The organism is Pseudomonas sp. NPDC047961 (assembly GCF_050272435.1).
GTDB lineage: Bacteria > Pseudomonadota > Gammaproteobacteria > Pseudomonadales > Pseudomonadaceae > Stutzerimonas.
This window is the reverse complement of the sequence record NZ_JBNNMD010000003.1, coordinates 605,288-622,528: the sequence shown is the minus strand read 5'-3', so window position 1 is coordinate 622,528 and position 17,241 is coordinate 605,288. Positions and strand designations below refer to the sequence as shown.

The following is a 17,241-nucleotide window of genomic DNA, read 5'->3' as shown; positions in this document are numbered from 1 at the left end:
CGGTCGTTCGGTTGCATGTGATTGATATCGATGGACAAGCACTGAAAAAACGTCCGGAGACGCAAACAAGAAGGCCGGCTGCGATCGCTCGCGGCCGGCCTCCTCGTACCGCGATAAACCTCAGCCGGCGACCAGCACGCGGATTGCCTCCAGACGCAGACCGGCCTTCTCCAGCATCGACAGGCCTTCCTCGCGCTGCTTGCGCACGGCTTCGATCTCGCTATCGCGTACGCTCGGGTTGACCGCTTGCAGTGCCGTCAGGCGTGCCAGCTCTTCGTCGAGGCTCGCCTTCAACTTGCGTTGTGCTTCGGCGACGCGCTCGGTGTGGCGCGGGGTGACCTTGGCTTCCGCGTCGGCGATCTGCTTGGCCAGTACGTCGCGTTGGGCCTGGACGAACTTGTTGGCGCTTGCGCGAGGCACGCTTTCCAGCTGATCGGTCAGGGTTTCGAACGCGACTTTCGAAGCCAGGTCATTGCCGTTCGAATCCAGCAGGCAGCGCAGCGCCAAAGGCGGCAGGAAGCGATTGAGCTGCAGCGCACGCGGCGCCACCACTTCGCTGACATACAGCAGTTCCAGCAGCACGGTACCGGGCTTGAGTGCCTTGTTCTTGATCAGCGCGACCGCGGTGTTGCCCATGGAGCCGGACAGCACCAGGTCCATGCCGCCCTGCACCATGGGGTGTTCCCAGGTCAGGAACTGCATGTCTTCGCGGACCAGCGCCTGCTCACGGTCATAAGTAACGGTGACCGCCTCGTCGTCGCCGAGCGGGAAGCTGGCGTCGAGCATCTTTTCGCTGGGGCGCAGAATCAGTGCGTTCTCGGAATGGTCTTCGCTGTCGATACCGAACGCGTCGAACAGTTCTTCCATATAAATTGGAAGGGCGAACTGGTCGTCCTGCTCTTCGATGGCTTCAACCAGTGCCTTGCCCTGTTCGCCACCGCCGGAGTTGAGCTCCAGCAAGCGGTCGCGGCCGGCGTGCAGGTCCGCCTCCAAACGATCGCGTTCGGCGCGGGCTTCTTCAATAAGCTTCTGGAACTCATCGTCATCGCCTTCTTCAAGCTGATTGAGCAGGCGTGGGCCGAACTGATGCTGCAGGGCGTTGCCGGTCGGGCAGGTGTTGAGGAACGCGTTGAGCGCCTCGTGATACCACTTGAACAGACGTTCCTGTGGGCTGGTTTCCAGATAGGGCACGTGCAGCTGAATGACATGGGCCTGGCCGATCCGGTCGAGACGGCCGATGCGCTGCTCGAGCAAATCCGGGTGCGCCGGCAGATCGAACAGCACCAGATGGTGGGCGAACTGGAAGTTACGGCCTTCACTGCCGATCTCGGAGCAGATCAGCACCTGCGCGCCGAATTCTTCATCAGCAAAGTAGGCGGCCGCGCGGTCGCGCTCGAGGATGCTCATACCTTCATGGAAAACGGTGGCGGGGATGCCGGAGCGCACGCGTAGTGCGTCTTCCAGATCCAGTGCGGTTTCGGCATGAGCGCAGATGACCAGCACCTTGAACTTCTTCAGCATCTTCAGGGTGTCGATCAGCCACTCGACACGGGGATCGAAGGTCCACCAGCGGTTCTGCGCGTCCGGCTCTTCCTGCTGGCTCTGGAAGCTGACTTCCGGATACAGCTCGGCATGCTCGCCCAGCGGCAGCTCCAGGTATTCGGCAGGGCTGGGTAGCGGATACGGATGCAGCTGGCGCTCCGGGAAACCGCGAACGGCGGCACGGGTGTTACGGAACAGCAGGCGTCCGGTGCCGTGACGGTCGAGCAGCTCGCGGATCAGGCGGCTGCTGGCTTCGATGTCGCCATCGGTGGCCGCGGCAAGCAGCGCTTCACCTTCGGCGCCGAGGAAGTCATGGATGGTCTGGTGCGCTTCCTGCGACAGCCGGCCTTCGTCGAGCAGTTCCTGCACCGCGCGGGCGACCGGCTGATAGCTGGCGCTCTCGGCGCGGAAGGCTTCAAGGTCATGGAAACGATTCGAGTCGAGCAGACGCAGGCGAGCGAAGTGGCTTTCCTGGCCGAGCTGTTCGGGCGTTGCGGTCAGCAGAAGAACGCCTGGTATGACTTCAGAGAGCTGTTCGACCAGCTTGTATTCGGCACTGGCGTTTTCCGGGTGCCAGACCAGGTGATGCGCTTCGTCCACAACCAGCAGATCCCAGCCGGCGGCAAAGGCAGCGTCCTGAGCGCGCTCGTCATCCTTCAGCCATTCCAGCGAGACCAGTGCGAGCTGGGTGTCTTCGAAGGGGTTGCTGGCATCGCTCTCGATGAAACGCTCGTCATCGAACAGTGCGACCTCCAGATTAAAGCGGCGGCGCATTTCCACCAGCCACTGATGCTGAAGATTTTCCGGAACCAGGATCAACACGCGCTTGGCGCGGCCAGAGAGCAGCTGGCGATGGATCACAAGGCCGGCTTCGATGGTCTTGCCCAGGCCCACTTCGTCCGCGAGCAAAACGCGTGGAGCGATTCGGTCGGCGACTTCACGAGCAATATGCAGCTGGTGTGCAATGGGTTGCGCACGCACGCCGCCCAGGCCCCACAGCGAAGAGGTCAGCTGTTTGCTCTGGTTTTCCAGGGTGTGGTAACGCAGCTTGAACCAGTTCAGCGGGTCGATCTGCCCGGCGAACAGGCGATCACTGGCAAGGCGGAACTGGATAAAGTTCGACAGTTGGGTTTCCGGCAGCGTGCGGGCTTCGCTCTGTGCGGTCAGGCCGTGATAGACCAGCAGGCCATCGACATCGTCGACCTCGCGCACGGTCATCTTCCAGCCTTCGAAATGCGTGATCTCGTCGCCCGGAACAAAACGCACACGGGTCAGCGGGGCGCTGCGGGCGGCGTACTGGCGAGTCTCACCCGTTGCGGGATAGAGCACGGTGAGCATGCGGCCATCTTGCATGAGGATGGTTCCCAGACCGAGTTCCGCTTCGCTGTCGCTGATCCAGCGTTGCCCCGGTAGATACTGCTGCGCCATGCCCTGCCTCCCGCTGTAAAAAGCCCGCTATATTAACGGAACACTGCCGATAGAGCGACGACAGATACCGCGCCAGTCAGTGTAGCGTTGCTGTTAAAGTCGACAGCAGGTTAAGCGTTCGGTTGGTTCAGGGCTGCCCGAATGGCCCTTGATCTTGGCGTTGCTTTTGGAGGGCACAAATGCTGCCAGTCATTCCACCCGGTACAGTCCAGGTCACCGCGCAACAGGACGTGGTCAAGCCGAGACCTGAAATCGCGCCGGTGACGCCCGTTCAGCCGAGCGCCAACGAAAGCTCGGTGGGCCTCGATCGTCGTCACCCGCAGGAAGCCGAGCAGATGCTTCGCGACGAGCAACGCAGGCGGCAGCGTCGTCGTGGTTATACCGCTCAGGAGCTGGCCGAAGGCGAGACCGCCGAAGAGGATCAGGCCGCCCTTGAAGAGCTTCCGCGACAGGGGTTATGGGTGGATGTCGAGGTTTGATCTGTCTGGGACAGCCAATAGCGAGGTGATCGAGCTGCCAGATGCGGATCTGCGCTACTTCCCGCAATGGGTCGATGCAGGCCTGGCTGATCAATGGCTGTCGCAGCTTTCAGCGCAGACGCCATGGTCTCAACCACAGATCAAACTCTATGGCCGCAGCATCGCCGTGCCGCGACTGGTCGCCTGGTATGGCGATGCTGACGCGCTCTACCAGTATTCAGGCCTCACTCACGAACCGCTTCCCTGGACGCCATTGCTGGCTGATATCCGCCAACAGGTGGAACGGCAGGTCGGCCAGTCATTGAACGGTGCGCTGCTCAATTTCTATCGCGACGGGCAAGACGCCATGGGCTGGCACAGCGATGACGAGCGAGAGCTGGGCCATCAGCCTTTAGTAGTCTCGCTCAATCTGGGCGCAACGCGGCGTTTCGATTTTCGTCGCAAGGGAACCAACAGGATTGCGCACTCCATCGCGCTCGAGCATGGATCGCTGCTGGTCATGAGCGGTCTCACGCAGCATCATTGGCAGCACCAGATCGCCAGAACACGAAAGGTCCGAGCACCGCGCCTCAACCTGACTTTCCGCCAGATCATCCGCGAGCCCATCCTATGAGCAGTGAAGAAACGCTGATCGACTTCAGCGCTGAACGTGAAAAGCGCATCCACGACATCAAGGAAAAGCGACTCGTCGAGATGCGCCAGGCCTTCGAGCAAGTGCTACCGCTGAACAAGCCGAAGAAGAAGCCCAAGACCAAGCCGAAAAAGCGCTAACAGGTCTCTCTGACCGTCCATTTCCAAGCCAGTGCGACGGCCGATCGCGTGGCTTCTGTTCCGCCGCATCCTTCTGACACCCCGTTTTTTTTGATCCAGATCAGCTCCTGCGAAGCCTTTATTCAAAGGCTCCGCAGCGATTGACGTCGGTCAATTTTTTTATCGGCAGGGAGGAAGACTATGCAGCCATCAGACAGCGAAACAGCTTGGAGGTAGGAAATCATGTTCGTCGATAATGTGGTGCTCGCAGGGGTGGTCACGGTCGGCCTTATGGTCGCCTTCCTCGGTGGTTTCGGATATTTCATCTGGCGGGACGCGCATAAGAAGCGGTGATCCGGCTAGAGGCAAAGAGCACGCAAGGCATTTGGGCGACTTAGGTCGCCCTTTTTTTTTGCCTGCGTTTCAGCGACGACGCAGGGGTCGCATGAACCGAGTGCGTGGGTTCAGGGCGGGATATTGATTCATTGGCACACCGTGGCTTGGCGTCTTAGCGTGTGCTTGAAGGCTGCTCCCTCGGGCTACCGATGCGCCTCATGTCGCTGGGGTCAGTCAATTGCCGAAGGGCGACAATCAGACGCCCTAGTGCGCGGGCCTCCCTGCATAGGTCAGCAGCCGTCAAACGATGGGCTTGTGCGGCGGAAGGCTCTAGCGATGTTCGTTGGCTCAGCCAATGGTGACCGGGGGCAGGGCTTTGATTTCGACGGTCTGTGCCTTGCGCGGGGCGAGAATTTCGGCCTCGCCGTCAACGACCATCTCGTCGCGCTGGTTAAATACCTGAGTGGCGATGCGGACGCGAAACTTTGGCAGCTTCTCGAGAATCTCCAAGCGCACGGTCAAGGTGTCGCCAAGCTTCACCGGCAAGGCGAAACGCATCGTCTGGCCGAGATAGATGGTGCCCGGTCCGGGCAACTCGCACGCCACGGCTGCGCTGATCAGTGCGCCGCTGAACATGCCATGGGCGATGCGCTCACGGAAGATCGTCGAGGCGGCGAATTCGGCATCCAAGTGGACCGGGTTGTGGTCGCCTGACATTGCGGCGAACAATTGAATGTCGCGTTCTTCTACGGTCTTGCTGTAGGTGGCCTTTTGGCCCACTTCCAGGTCAGCGTAGGGGGTATTGCTCAATGTGCTCATGCGTAAACCTCAGAATACGGAAACGGACGGTAGGCCCGGCCTCGACAGAAGCCGCGGCAGGAAATGGCGGGCGCGCCGGTGCGGGCGCTTGGGTGGCTGCATTCTAGAGGTCTGTGGCGGGGTTGTCCTGTTCCAGGGCAGGGTTAGCGCAGTGGCTGGAGATTCACATCACTGATTACACCCGCCTCGCTATTGCGCGGCACAGCGGAGCTGTTAAGTTCGCCACAGCCCGCCGCGAGTGGGCCAGACACTCTCAGGTATAGAGGCCAATAACAATGCAACCTGACTTCTGGAATGACAAACGCCCCGCTGGTGTGCCCAACGACGTGGACCTGGGCGGCTTTCGCTCGGTGGTGGAAGTATTCGAGCGCTCCTGCAAGACTCACGCAGACCGTCCCGCTTTCAGCAATATGGGTGTGACGCTGACCTATGCGGACCTGGAACGTTACTCGGCGGCTTTCGCGGCCTGGCTACAAAATCACACCGACCTGCAGCCCGGTGACCGCATCGCAGTGCAGATGCCCAACCTGCTGCAATACCCCATCGCTGTGTTCGGTGCGTTGCGCGCCGGGCTTATCGTGGTCAATACCAACCCGCTGTATACCGCGCGGGAGATGCGCCACCAGTTCAAGGATTCCGGTGCGCGGGCACTGGTGTACCTGAATACTTTCGGGAAGCTCGTGCAGGAGGTTGTACCCGACACCAGTATCGAGGTCCTCATCGAGGCGCGTATCGGCGACATGCTGCCTTCGCTGAAGGGGCTGCTCGTCAACGCTGCAGTCAAGCATGTTAAGAAGATGGTGCCGGCTTACAGCTTGCCGCAATCCGTGTCGTTCAAGCACGTCCTGCGTGATGGCGGGCGGCATGGCCTCAAGCCGGTTGCGCTGACGCTGGACGATATTGCAGTCCTGCAATACACCGGCGGCACGACTGGCGTGGCCAAAGGCGCCATGCTGACCCATGGCAACCTGGTGGCGAATATGCAGCAGGTTCACGCCAACATGCAGCAGCTGGACGAGCAGGGGCACACGATCATCAAGGAAGGGCAGGAAATCATGATCGCGCCGCTGCCGCTGTACCACATCTACGCCTTCACAGTTAACTGCATGTGCATGATGGTGACCGGCAACCATAATGTGCTGATCACCAATCCTCGCGACATTGATGGTTTCGTCAAAGAGCTGCAGAAGTGGGAGTTCACAGCCTTCCTCGGACTGAATACGTTGTTCGTCGCGCTCATGTCGCATCCTGAATTCAAGAAAATCAACTTCGCCTCGCTCAAAGGCACCAACTCAGGCGGCACGGCGCTCGTTTCTGCGGTAGCCGAGCGCTGGAAGGGCATGACCGGCGTCACTGTGACCGAAGGCTATGGCTTGACCGAAACTTCACCTGTGGTCTGCGCCAATCCGCATGGTGAAGATTCACGTCTGGGAACCGTCGGCCTGCCGGTGCCGGGCACGACGTTGAAAGTGATCGACGATGACGGCAGTGAGCTCCCCCTCGGCGAGCGCGGTGAGCTCTGCGTCAAAGGTCCGCAGGTTATGAAGGGTTACTGGCAACGTCCAGACGCGACTGCCGAGGTGCTGGATGCTGAGGGGTGGCTTAAAACTGGTGATGTCGCGGTGATTGATGCCGATGGCTTTGTCCGCATCGTTGATCGCAAGAAGGACCTGATAATCGTGTCCGGCTTCAACGTCTACCCCAACGAGATCGAGGACGTAGTCATGGCGCACCCGAAGGTGGCTGCCTGCGCAGCGATCGGCGTGCCCGACGAGAAGTCCGGTGAAGCCGTGAAGTTGTTCGCTGTGCGCAGCGACGCCAGCCTGACCGTCGATGAGCTGAAGGCGTATTGCAGGGAAAACTTCACGGGCTACAAGGTGCCCCGGCACGTGGTCTTCCGAGATTCGCTTCCGATGACACCTGTGGGCAAGATTCTTCGTCGGGAATTGCGCGATCAGGCTTGAACCGAGCGACGCCTGATGACGCTCTAGAAGTGACCGGGTAATCCGCCTCGGTCACTTTGTGTCCTTTCTGAGCTAGCCGGACACTGTTCGGCCAGTTCCAAAACTGCTAACCTCCAGTCCACTTTTTGGCGGGAACTTCCGTACAAAAATTAACAAAACACAACAAAACAGCTGCTATATGCAGTAAAGCTGTCGCTTAGGAGTGGGGTTTCATGACCGATAACTTCTGGAAGGATAAGTATCCTGTCGGGGTCAAGAGCGAGATCAATCCCGATGAGTACCAGAACATTCAGGCTGTGCTCAAACAGTCCTGTGAGCAATTCGCAGACAAGCCGGCCTTCAGCAACCTCGGCAAGACCCTGACCTACGGTGAGCTGTACAAACTGTCCGGTGAGTTCGCTGCCTATCTTCAGCAGAACACCGATCTGCAGCCCGGCGATCGCATCGCGGTCCAGCTTCCCAACGTTCTCCAGTACCCCATCGTCGTGTTCGGTGCCATGCGCGCTGGTCTTATCGTGGTTAATACCAACCCGCTCTACACGGCGCGGGAGATGGAACATCAATTCAATGATTCCGGCGCCAAGGCTCTGGTCTGCCTGGCCAATATGGCCCACCTAGCTGAAGAAGTGCTGCCGAAAACCGGCATCCGCCACGTGGTGGTGACCGAAGTTGGCGACATGCTGCCGACCGTCAAACGTATGCTGGTCAATGCTGTGGTCAAGCATGTGAAGAAGATGGTGCCGGCTTACAACTTGCCCAAGGCGGTCAAGTTCACCGACGCCATGGCGCTGGGGCGCGGCAAGGCGCCGCGCGAAGCCAATCCGGCCAGTGATGACGTGGCGGTTCTGCAATACACCGGTGGTACTACTGGCGTAGCCAAGGGAGCGATGCTGAGCCACCGCAACATCGTCGCCAACATGCTGCAGTGCCGCGCGTTGATGGGCTCCGAGCTGGGTAATGGTTGCGAAACCATGGTTGCGCCGCTGCCGCTCTATCACATCTACGCATTCACCTTTCACTGTATGACCATGATGCTGATCGGCGCGCATAACGTGCTGATCACCAACCCGCGCGACTTGCCGACCTTCGTCAAGGATCTCGGCAAGTACCGTTTCACTGGTTTTGTTGGTCTCAACACTTTGTTTGTGGCGCTGTGCAACAACGAAGACTTCCGCAAGCTGGATTTCTCTTCACTGAAAGCCACGTTCTCCGGTGGTATGGCCCTGCAATTGGCCGCTGCTGAGCGCTGGCAGCAAGTCACTGGCTGCGAGATCTGCGAAGGCTTCGGCATGACCGAAACCAGCCCAGTAGTCTCGGTCAACCCGTTCGGCGGCATTCAGATCGGTACGATCGGCATCCCGATGCCGTCGACATTGTGCAAAGTGATCGACGATGAGGGTAACGACCTGCCGATGGGCGCAATCGGCGAACTCTGCGTCAAGGGTCCTCAGGTGATGAAGGGATACTGGCAGCGCCAGGATGCCACTGATGAAATCCTGGATGCTGACGGTTGGTTGAAGACAGGCGACATCGGCATTATCCAGGACGACGGCTACATGCGCATCGTCGACCGCAAGAAAGACATGATTCTGGTCTCCGGATTCAACGTCTATCCCAACGAACTGGAAGACGTGCTCGCGACCCTACCCGGTGTGCTGCAGTGTGCTGCTATCGGTGTACCGGACGAACGAGCAGGCGAGGCGATCAAGCTGTTTGTGGTGGTCAAGCCGGGCGAAAGTCTGACCAAGGAGCAGGTCATGCAGCACATGCATGACAACGTAACGGGCTACAAGCGGCCCAAGACCGTCGAGTTCCGCGACAGCTTGCCGACCACCAACGTGGGCAAGATCCTGCGCCGCGAATTGCGTGACGAAGAGCTGAAGAAGCTCGGAAAGAAATAACCGTAGTGGTACAGAAAAGCCCCGCCTTGGCGGGGCTTTTGCGTTTCTGCCCGGTAGCTTTCTGTCCCTGCTGACGGGCTTACCAACTCCTTTACATGCGACCTTTGGCTGCTGTCTGGCGCGCCTGTTACTTGTCACAATAGCGGTATTAATCCATGTAAATAGTGGGGTCAAGCAGATGATTTCCAACCTTCGATTACGAGTGAAGTTGCTGCTGCTGGGGTTGGTGCCGACGCTGATGTTAGCCGTGGTGCTGAGTAGCATCGCAGTCTATGAATTGAACGACCTGGCAAGGCAGCAGGAGAGCCACGCCCGTGAAAGCCTTACGCGGGATCGCCGCGCCGAGCTCAAGCATTATGTGGAAGTGGCGCACAATGCAATTGGTGCGCTCTATGACCGTTCTGCCGACGGTGACATGGCAGCGAGAGCCGAGGCAGTCAGGCTTCTCGAAGGACTGTCATATGGCAGCGATGGTTATTTCTGGGGCTACGACGACCAGGCTGTGAGAGTTTTTCAGGGCGACACTCGTGAAAAGATCGGCCAGAGCTTTGCTGGATACCAGGACCCCAACGGTGTCTATGCGATTCGCGAGCTGGTTAAGGCTGGTCAGGACGGCACACATTTCGTCGACTACAGCTTTGAAATGCCGGATAGCAAGGCAGTGGTGCCAAAGATCGGCTATGCCGAATACCTTCCTAAATGGAAGCTTGCGTTCGGCACCTCGTTAAACCTTGATGGGGTCGAGCGGGACGTGCAGGCGGCGCGCATGGCGTTTCAACAACGCATCGATCGTATGACGGCCATCATGCTCGGCTCAGCTGCCGTACTGCTGGTGTTGATCGCGGGGCTGGCGCTGTTCCTGAGCAATGCCATCCTGAGACCGCTGCTATTGGTCAAGCGCAATCTGGATGACATGGCCGCCGGAGACGGCGATCTGACCCATCGGTTGCCGGTCACGAGCCGTGATGAGCTTGGCGAGCTGGCCGGATCTTTCAATCGTTTCGTTGAGAAGATCCACGTCCTGGTACAACAGGTTGCCGGTACCACGACCGAACTGACCGGTCTGGTCGGTGCGGTTGCCAGCCAGGCGCAGCGTTCAGAGCAAGCCATGGCTGGTCAGCGGCATGAGACCGATCAGGTGGCTACTGCGATCAACGAGATGTCGGCTGCCGCACACGAAGTGGCGATGAGCGCGCAGCGGGCGGCGGAAGCGGCGCAAGAGACCGACCAGCAAGGCCTGGCGGCCAAGCAGGTGGTTGACCGCAGCATCGAGCAGATTCATGAGTTGGTAGGTGAGCTGCGGGACAGTGGCTCTTCGCTCGAAGGGCTCCAGCGGGACGTGCAGGGCATTGTCGGTGTGCTGGATGTAATTCGTGCGATTGCCGAGCAGACCAACTTGCTAGCCCTGAACGCGGCGATCGAAGCCGCCCGCGCCGGGGAAGCTGGCCGAGGCTTCGCCGTGGTCGCAGACGAGGTGCGGGCCCTTGCCAGTCGTACCCAGCAGAGCACCGGCGAGATCCAGAACATGATCGACCGACTGCAGAGCGCCACCTCGCATACCGTAGGCACCATGCGGCGCGCTGGCGAGAAGGGCGAGGCCACACGTGAGCAGGCCAATCAGGCAGGCGAATCGCTGGATGCAATCGCCGCGCTGATCGGCACCATCAACTCGATGAACGCTCAGATCGCCAGCGCCGCAGAAGAACAAACCGCGGTAGCCGAGGAAATCAACCGCAGCGTTCACCACATCGCCGATGCGGTCGACGGTGTTGCCAACGATGCCGCCGAGGGTGCTAAGACCGCACGTGAACTTGATGGGTTGGGCAGCCGCCTTCAAGGATTGGTCGGGCAGTTCCGCGTTTGACCTGTTGCACATTTGAACGCAGCGCGGGCAAGTCCCGCTGCGGTTCCATTAATACTTCTGCACATCCCTTCCAAGCGCTGGCGTGGTCCGCGCGAAGTGCATCGAGACAGGTTCCTGCGAGGCGACGGATGGTGCTGCCGTCCGGCTGGAGAGCGAGAACCGGAACGTAACCGTTCCGGTCTAGTCCCCTATGGCCGCGTCCGCTTAAAGCCGTAGGGGACGATGGCGCATGCCATTTTGCGGCCTGCCCATCAATCTCGTTGCAAGGATGAGTTACCCATGCAAAAGAAAAACAATGCACGTCGGGTAGTTGCTTCTTTCGCTTTACTAGCTTCCACCGCAGCCTTGGCTGCACCCACAGCAGAAATCCCTGCGTTTGACGATTACTGGAGTCCGGGCAAGCCCGACTCAAGAGTTTGTCGCACACCGCTGCTGGTCGGCACGCCGCTCGGTCTGCCGCGCTGTATGCAGGCCAGTAACATCATGACGCACCTGCAGAACCTGCAGGACATCGCCTCCCTGAACAACGGCAATCGCGCGTCCGGTCAACCTGGTTATCAGGCGTCGGTAGACTACGTGCGGACCACACTCGAACGCGCCGGTTACCGCGTAAGGGTGCAGAGCTTTCCCTTCCTCGCGTTCTACCCGGAGGGGCCAGGCTCACTCGCTGCGGTAGCGCCCCAAACCGTGCAGTACACCTGGGAGGAAGACTTCACCTATGCCGATCAGACCGACCCCGGGACCGTGACCGCCCCGGTCGTTCCGGTCGACCTTGCCCTCGGCCTGGGCAACACCTCCACTAGCGGGTGTGAACCGGAAGATTTTGCAGGCTTCCCTGCTGGCGCCATTGCCCTGATGCAGCGTGGCGCCTGTGCGTTTGGCCAGAAGGCAACCAATGCAGCAGCGGCCGGGGCAGCAGGAGCAATCATCTTCAATCAGGGCGATACTGAGGACCGTAAAGGGCTCTTGGTTGCCACCTTGGGTGAAGACTACGAAGGCGGCATCCCGGTGCTGTTTTCCACTTATCAAAACGGCGTGACCTGGGCTGGGACCGAGGGGCTGCAGCTGAGCATGAACGTCGACGTGGTGCGCGAGCGAACCGAAACCTACAACTTGCTGGCCGAGACCCGTCGGGGCAATCCTGACAATGTGATCATGGTCGGTGCGCACCTGGATTCGGTATTCGAAGGGGCTGGCATCAACGACAACGGTTCCGGCAGTGCTGCGCTGCTGGAAATGGCGACACTGATGAGCAGGGCCTACCCGCTGAACAAGGTGCGCTTCGCCTGGTGGGGCGCCGAGGAATCGGGGCTGGTCGGCTCGACTTACTACGTCAACCAATTGCCGGAGGAGGAAAAGCAGCAGATCAAGGCCTACCTGAACGTCGATATGATCGGCTCGCCGAATTACGCGAACTTCATCTATGACGGCGACGGCTCGGACTTCGGTCTGCAAGGCCCACCCGGTTCGGGGGCTATCGAGCGTCTGTTCCGCTCCTACTTCCAGCTGCGCAACGCGCCGTCCGAAGGCACTGAGATCGACTTCCGCTCCGACTATGCGCAGTTCTTCGATGACGGCATCGCGTTCGGTGGGCTGTTCACCGGTGCCGAAGACATCAAGAGCGTGGAGCAGGCCCAGCGCTATGGCGGTACCGCCGGGCTGGCATACGATCCGTGCTACCACTCCGAGTGCGACGACCTCAGCAATATCTCCACCGAGGCGTTGGAGTTGCACGGCGACGCGTTGGCCTTCACCACCAGCTGGTTGTCGCTGTCGACCAAGGTGGTCGATGACGAGATAGCCGCAGCGGCTGAGCAGAGCATCGGCACGATGCGCATTCAGCAAGTGCAGGAGAAATCTCGCTGGGGCCACTGGATCCGTTAACCACCTGAAATCCGCGCCGGTCAGCCGGCGCGGTCTTTCAATCAGTCCCTTTCCCTACGGCCAGCCGGCCAAATCTGCGACAATCGCGGCCTTCACGCTATCGCTTACGGCTGTCCATGACCGACGCAACGCCCGCCTTTGATCAACTCCTGAAAAACCTCGACCAGGCGATGTACGCCGATCGCCATCGCTTGCGGCGTCAGCTGCATGACCTGCGCAAGAAAGTTGGCGATGCACCGCTCGAAGACGAGCGCCTCGCCCAGTGGCTCGAACGTTTCCACGCCTCTGCCGCCAAGGCCGAGGCGCGGCGGCAGAGCGTGCCGACCATGCGCTACGACGACAGCCTGCCGATTGCCGCCAAGCGCGAGGAGATCAAGGCCGCGTTGGAAAAGCACCAGGTGTTGGTGATCGCTGGGGAAACGGGTTCTGGCAAGACCACCCAGTTGCCGAAGATCTGCCTGGAAATCGGCCGTGGTGTTCACGGGCTGATCGGTCATACCCAGCCGCGCCGACTGGCTGCACGCAGCGTCGCGACGCGGGTAGCCGAGGAAATCGGCACGCCATTGGGTGAGCTGGTGGGTTATCAGGTCCGCTTCGAGGACCAGAGCAAAGACAGCTCGCTGATCAAGCTGATGACCGACGGCATCCTGCTGGCCGAAACCCAGCACGACCGTTTCCTTGAGCGCTACGACACCATCATTGTCGACGAGGCCCACGAACGCAGCCTCAACATCGATTTCCTGCTCGGCTACCTCAAGACCTTGCTGCCACGGCGGCCGGATCTCAAGGTCATCATCACCTCGGCGACCATCGATCTGCAGCGCTTCAGCGAGCACTTTAATGGCGCCCCCATCGTCGAGGTGTCCGGCCGAACCTTCCCGGTCGAAACCTGGTATCGCCCGCTGGCAGCCGAAACCGACGAGGACGGCAACCGGGTCGAGGACGATCTTACTGTCGACCAAGGCATTCTGGCGTCGCTGGACGAAATCGAGGCGCATGAAAAAAGCGTCGGCAAGCGTCCGGGCGATGTGCTGGTGTTTCTGCCCGGTGAACGCGAGATCCGCGATGCCGCCGAAGTGCTGCGCAAGGCCAACCTGAAGTTCACCGAGGTGCTGCCGCTGTATGCGCGTTTGACCCCGGCCGAGCAGCAGAAAATCTTCCGCCCCGCGGCCGGTCGCAAGATCGTTCTGGCAACCAACGTGGCTGAGACGTCATTGACCGTGCCCGGTATCCGCTACGTGATCGATTCGGGCACCGCGCGCATCAGCCGCTACAGCTATCGCGCAAAAGTGCAGCGTCTGCCCATCGAGGCTGTGTCCCAGGCCAGCGCGAACCAGCGCAAAGGCCGTTGCGGGCGGGTCGAGCCGGGCATCTGCATTCGCCTCTACAGCGAAGAGGATTTTCTCGGCCGGCCGGAATTCACCGATCCGGAGATCCTGCGCACCAACCTCGCGGCGGTCATCCTGCAGATGCTGCATCTGCGCCTTGGCCAGATCGAGGATTTCCCCTTTATCGAGCCGCCGGATGGCAGGGCGATCAGCGATGGCTTCAACCTGTTGCAGGAGCTGTCAGCGGTCAATCGCGAAAACCAGCTGACACCGCTGGGCCGACAGCTGGCGCGTTTGCCCATCGACCCGCGCCTGGGCCGCATGCTGCTCGAAGCGGCGCAGCTCGGCAGCATGGCCGAGGTGCTGATCGTTGCCAGTGCGCTGTCGGTGCAAGACGTGCGCGAGCGACCAGCCGACCGCCAACAACAGGCCGATCAGGCCCATGCGCAGTGGAAGGATCCGGATTCGGACTTCGCCGCGCTGATCAATATCTGGCGCGGTTTCGAGGAACAGCGCCAGGCGCTGGGTTCCAATCCGTTGCGCACATGGTGCCGGAAGAATTTCCTCAACTATCTCCGCCTTCGTGAGTGGCGTGATGCGCATCGGCAACTGACGCTTATCGTGCGGGAGTTGAAGCTCAACGATAACGCGAACAACCGTAGGAGCCAGCTTGCTGGCGATCAGGCCATCGATGGTAAGGATCGCCAGCAGTCGGGCGTCCACAAGGATGACGGCAAAGAAGCCCCTGCCGATCAGATCGCCCTGACGAAGGATAAGAAGGTCAACGTCAAGCTGGCCGAGCAAGCCGAAGCCAACGAGGCTGCGCAGAAGGCCAAAAGTTACGCGGCCGTGCATAAGGCGATCCTGTCCGGCCTGCTCAGCCAGGTCGGGCACAAGACCGAGGAGGGCGACTTTCTCGGCGCGCGGCAACGGCGTTTCTGGGTGCACCCGTCCAGCGTCATCGGGCGCAAGAAGCCCAACTGGATCATGGCGGCGGAACTGGTCGAAACCACCAAGCTGTTCGCGCGCATGGTGGCGAAGATCGAGCCGGACTGGATCGAGCCGCTGGCCAAGCACCTGATCAAGACCAACCACTTCGAGCCGCACTGGGAGAAGAAGCGCGGCCAGGTGGTGGCCTTCGAGCAGGTCACCCTGTACGGCATGATCGTGGTGGCGCGGCGCCCGGTGCATTTCGGTCCCATCGATCCAGCAGCGGCGCGGGAGCTGTTCATCCGCGAGGGTCTGGTGCGTGGCGAGATGCTCAGCCGCGCCAAGGCACTCACCGCGAATCGCGAGCTGCTGGAGCTGTTCGACGAACTGGAAGCCAAGGCGCGGCGTCGCGACATCATTGCCGATGAAGACACGCTGTTCGCCTATTACGACGCGCGCGTGCCGCAGGACATCTACCAGACCGCCAGTTTCGAAAGCTGGTACAAGCGCGAGAGCGCCAAAGACCCGCAACTGTTGGTCATGCGCGACGAAGACGTGCTGGCGCGCGACGCCAGCGAGGTCACCGCCGCTCAGTACCCGGACCATTTGCGCATCGGCGAACTGCAACTGTCATTGGAATATCACTTCGAACCCAACCATCCGCGCGACGGCGTGACGTTGCGCGTTCCTGCGCCTCTGCTGCCGCAACTGCGGGCTGAACGGCTCGACTGGCTGGTGCCAGGGTTGATCGAGGCAAAGGCGGTGGCACTGGTGCGCAACCTGCCGAAAGCGATCCGCAAGAACTTCGTGCCGGTGCCCGACTTCGTCAAGGCGGCACTCTCGAAAGTCAGCTTTGCGGAGGGCGCGCTGCCTGAGGCGCTGGGTCGCGAGCTGCTGCGCATGACCGGCGCACGGGTTCCGGACGAGGCCTGGAGCGAAGCCGCAGCGGGCCTGGAAAGTCATCTGAAAATGAACATCGAGGTGGTCGACGCGCGCGGCAAGTTTCTTGGTGAAGGTCGTGATCTTGCCGAGCTGACCGCACGCTTCAATGAAGCTAGCCAGGCCGCGCTGGCGCCCCCGCAGCAAAAGGCTGAACAGAAACCGGTGGAGGCCAAGGGCTTCGCCCAGGTGGCGGAAAAAGCCCAGGCGAAAATGGCGGGGCTGTCCATGACCGTTTACCCGGCACTGGTGGAAGAGGGCGTGGTGGTCAAAGAAGGCCGCTTCCCGACCCAGGCCGAAGCCGACTATCAGCACCGCCGCGCCCTGCAACGACTGCTGCTGCAGCAACTGGCCGAACCGGCCAAGTACTTGCGCAACAAGCTGCCGGGACTGACCGAACTGGCGTTGTTGTACCGCGACATGGGCAAGATCGATGCGCTGGTCGAGGACATCCTTCTGGCCAGCCTCGACAGCAGCATCCTCGACGGCGAAGCGCAACTGCCACGCGATGGTGCTGCGCTTGCGTCATTGGCGGAACGCAAGCGTGGTGACTGGGCGACCCATGCTGAGCGTCTGGCCCGCCTGACGCTGGACATCCTCAAGCTCTGGCATGGCCTGCAGAAGCGCTTCAAGGGCAAGATCGACCTTGCTCAGGCGGTCGCGCTCAACGACATCAAGGCGCAGCTGGGCAATCTGGTCTATCCCGGCTTCGTTCGCGAAACACTGGGCGAATGGCTCAAGGAATACCCGCGCTATCTCAAAGCCGTCGAACAGCGCTTTGAGAAGATCGGCGCGCAGCTGCAGCGCGATCGGGTGTGGTCCGGCGAATTGGCTGGCTACTGGGAGCAGTACCAGGCGCGGTTGAAAAAGCATCAGCAGGAAGGCAAGCGCGATCCGGAACTGGTGCTGTACCGCTGGATGCTGGAGGAGTATCGCGTGTCGCTCTGGGCCCAGCAGCTGGGCACGAAGATGGCGGTATCGGACAAGCGCTTGAACAAGCAGTGGAGCCAGGTGGAGGCTTGACCGTAGAGCGTTGCAGTCGCGGCTTTTACTCAGGCCGTCATTGTTTTTCAGGCG

General features: G+C 60.5%; 11 protein-coding genes. 9 read left to right on the top strand and 2 right to left on the bottom strand.

What is annotated here, in order from left to right; translation table 11 throughout:
- Positions 1 to 120: 120 nt before the first annotated feature.
- Complete coding sequence (rapA, locus tag ACQKIK_RS13675; RefSeq protein ID WP_499136332.1) at positions 121 to 2,970, bottom strand: RNA polymerase-associated protein RapA; 2,850 nt, start codon at positions 2,968 to 2,970, stop codon at positions 121 to 123.
- 179 nt (positions 2,971 to 3,149) lie between these two features.
- Here rapA and ACQKIK_RS13670 point away from each other — a divergent pair, with 179 nt between their 5' ends.
- The 4 genes from ACQKIK_RS13670 (at position 3,150) to ccoM (ending at position 4,553) form a co-directional block, all read left to right on the top strand.
- Positions 3,150 to 3,449 carry an aspartate-semialdehyde dehydrogenase gene (locus ACQKIK_RS13670; protein ID WP_128118796.1) on the top strand — a complete coding sequence of 100 codons (300 nt, stop codon included), beginning with the start codon at positions 3,150 to 3,152 and terminating at the stop codon, positions 3,447 to 3,449.
- Complete coding sequence (locus ACQKIK_RS13665; RefSeq protein WP_499136331.1) at positions 3,436 to 4,062, top strand: alpha-ketoglutarate-dependent dioxygenase AlkB family protein; 627 nt, start codon at positions 3,436 to 3,438, stop codon at positions 4,060 to 4,062. Before ACQKIK_RS13670 ends, ACQKIK_RS13665 begins: the two co-directional genes overlap by 14 nt.
- The gene (locus ACQKIK_RS13660) at positions 4,059 to 4,220 is read left to right on the top strand and encodes a hypothetical protein (RefSeq protein WP_499136329.1); all 162 of its coding nucleotides are present in this window, start codon (positions 4,059 to 4,061) and stop codon (positions 4,218 to 4,220) included. The genes ACQKIK_RS13665 and ACQKIK_RS13660 overlap by 4 nt, the downstream gene beginning before the upstream one ends.
- Before the next feature lie 222 nt (positions 4,221 to 4,442).
- A complete protein-coding gene (gene ccoM, locus ACQKIK_RS13655; protein WP_045425123.1) occupies positions 4,443 to 4,553 on the top strand; it encodes a cytochrome c oxidase subunit CcoM in 111 nt (36 codons plus the stop codon).
- A gap of 330 nt (positions 4,554 to 4,883) precedes the next feature.
- Here ccoM and ACQKIK_RS13650 read toward each other — a convergent pair whose 3' ends face one another.
- On the bottom strand, positions 4,884 to 5,354 hold the full coding sequence (locus tag ACQKIK_RS13650; RefSeq protein ID WP_045425124.1) for a MaoC family dehydratase: 471 nt from the start codon (positions 5,352 to 5,354) through the stop codon (positions 4,884 to 4,886).
- A 275-nt stretch (positions 5,355 to 5,629) separates the two neighbouring features.
- On the opposite strand from ACQKIK_RS13650, the gene fadD2 reads away from it, so the two are divergent.
- From fadD2 to hrpA, 5 genes are all read left to right on the top strand, one after another.
- The gene (gene fadD2 / locus ACQKIK_RS13645) at positions 5,630 to 7,318 is read left to right on the top strand and encodes a long-chain-fatty-acid--CoA ligase FadD2 (protein ID WP_499136328.1); all 1,689 of its coding nucleotides are present in this window, start codon (positions 5,630 to 5,632) and stop codon (positions 7,316 to 7,318) included.
- A gap of 212 nt (positions 7,319 to 7,530) precedes the next feature.
- Positions 7,531 to 9,219, top strand: a complete 1,689-nt coding sequence (fadD1, locus tag ACQKIK_RS13640; RefSeq protein ID WP_463285890.1) for a long-chain-fatty-acid--CoA ligase FadD1 — start codon at positions 7,531 to 7,533, stop codon at positions 9,217 to 9,219.
- 178 nt (positions 9,220 to 9,397) lie between these two features.
- Positions 9,398 to 11,083, top strand: coding sequence for a methyl-accepting chemotaxis protein CtpM (ctpM, locus tag ACQKIK_RS13635; protein WP_499136327.1), 1,686 nt, complete (start codon positions 9,398 to 9,400; stop codon positions 11,081 to 11,083).
- 279 nt (positions 11,084 to 11,362) lie between these two features.
- Complete coding sequence (locus tag ACQKIK_RS13630) at positions 11,363 to 12,967, top strand: M28 family metallopeptidase (RefSeq protein ID WP_499136325.1); 1,605 nt, start codon at positions 11,363 to 11,365, stop codon at positions 12,965 to 12,967.
- A gap of 116 nt (positions 12,968 to 13,083) precedes the next feature.
- Complete coding sequence (gene hrpA, locus ACQKIK_RS13625) at positions 13,084 to 17,187, top strand: ATP-dependent RNA helicase HrpA (RefSeq protein ID WP_499136323.1); 4,104 nt, start codon at positions 13,084 to 13,086, stop codon at positions 17,185 to 17,187.
- The last annotated feature ends 54 nt before the right edge of the window (positions 17,188 to 17,241 follow it).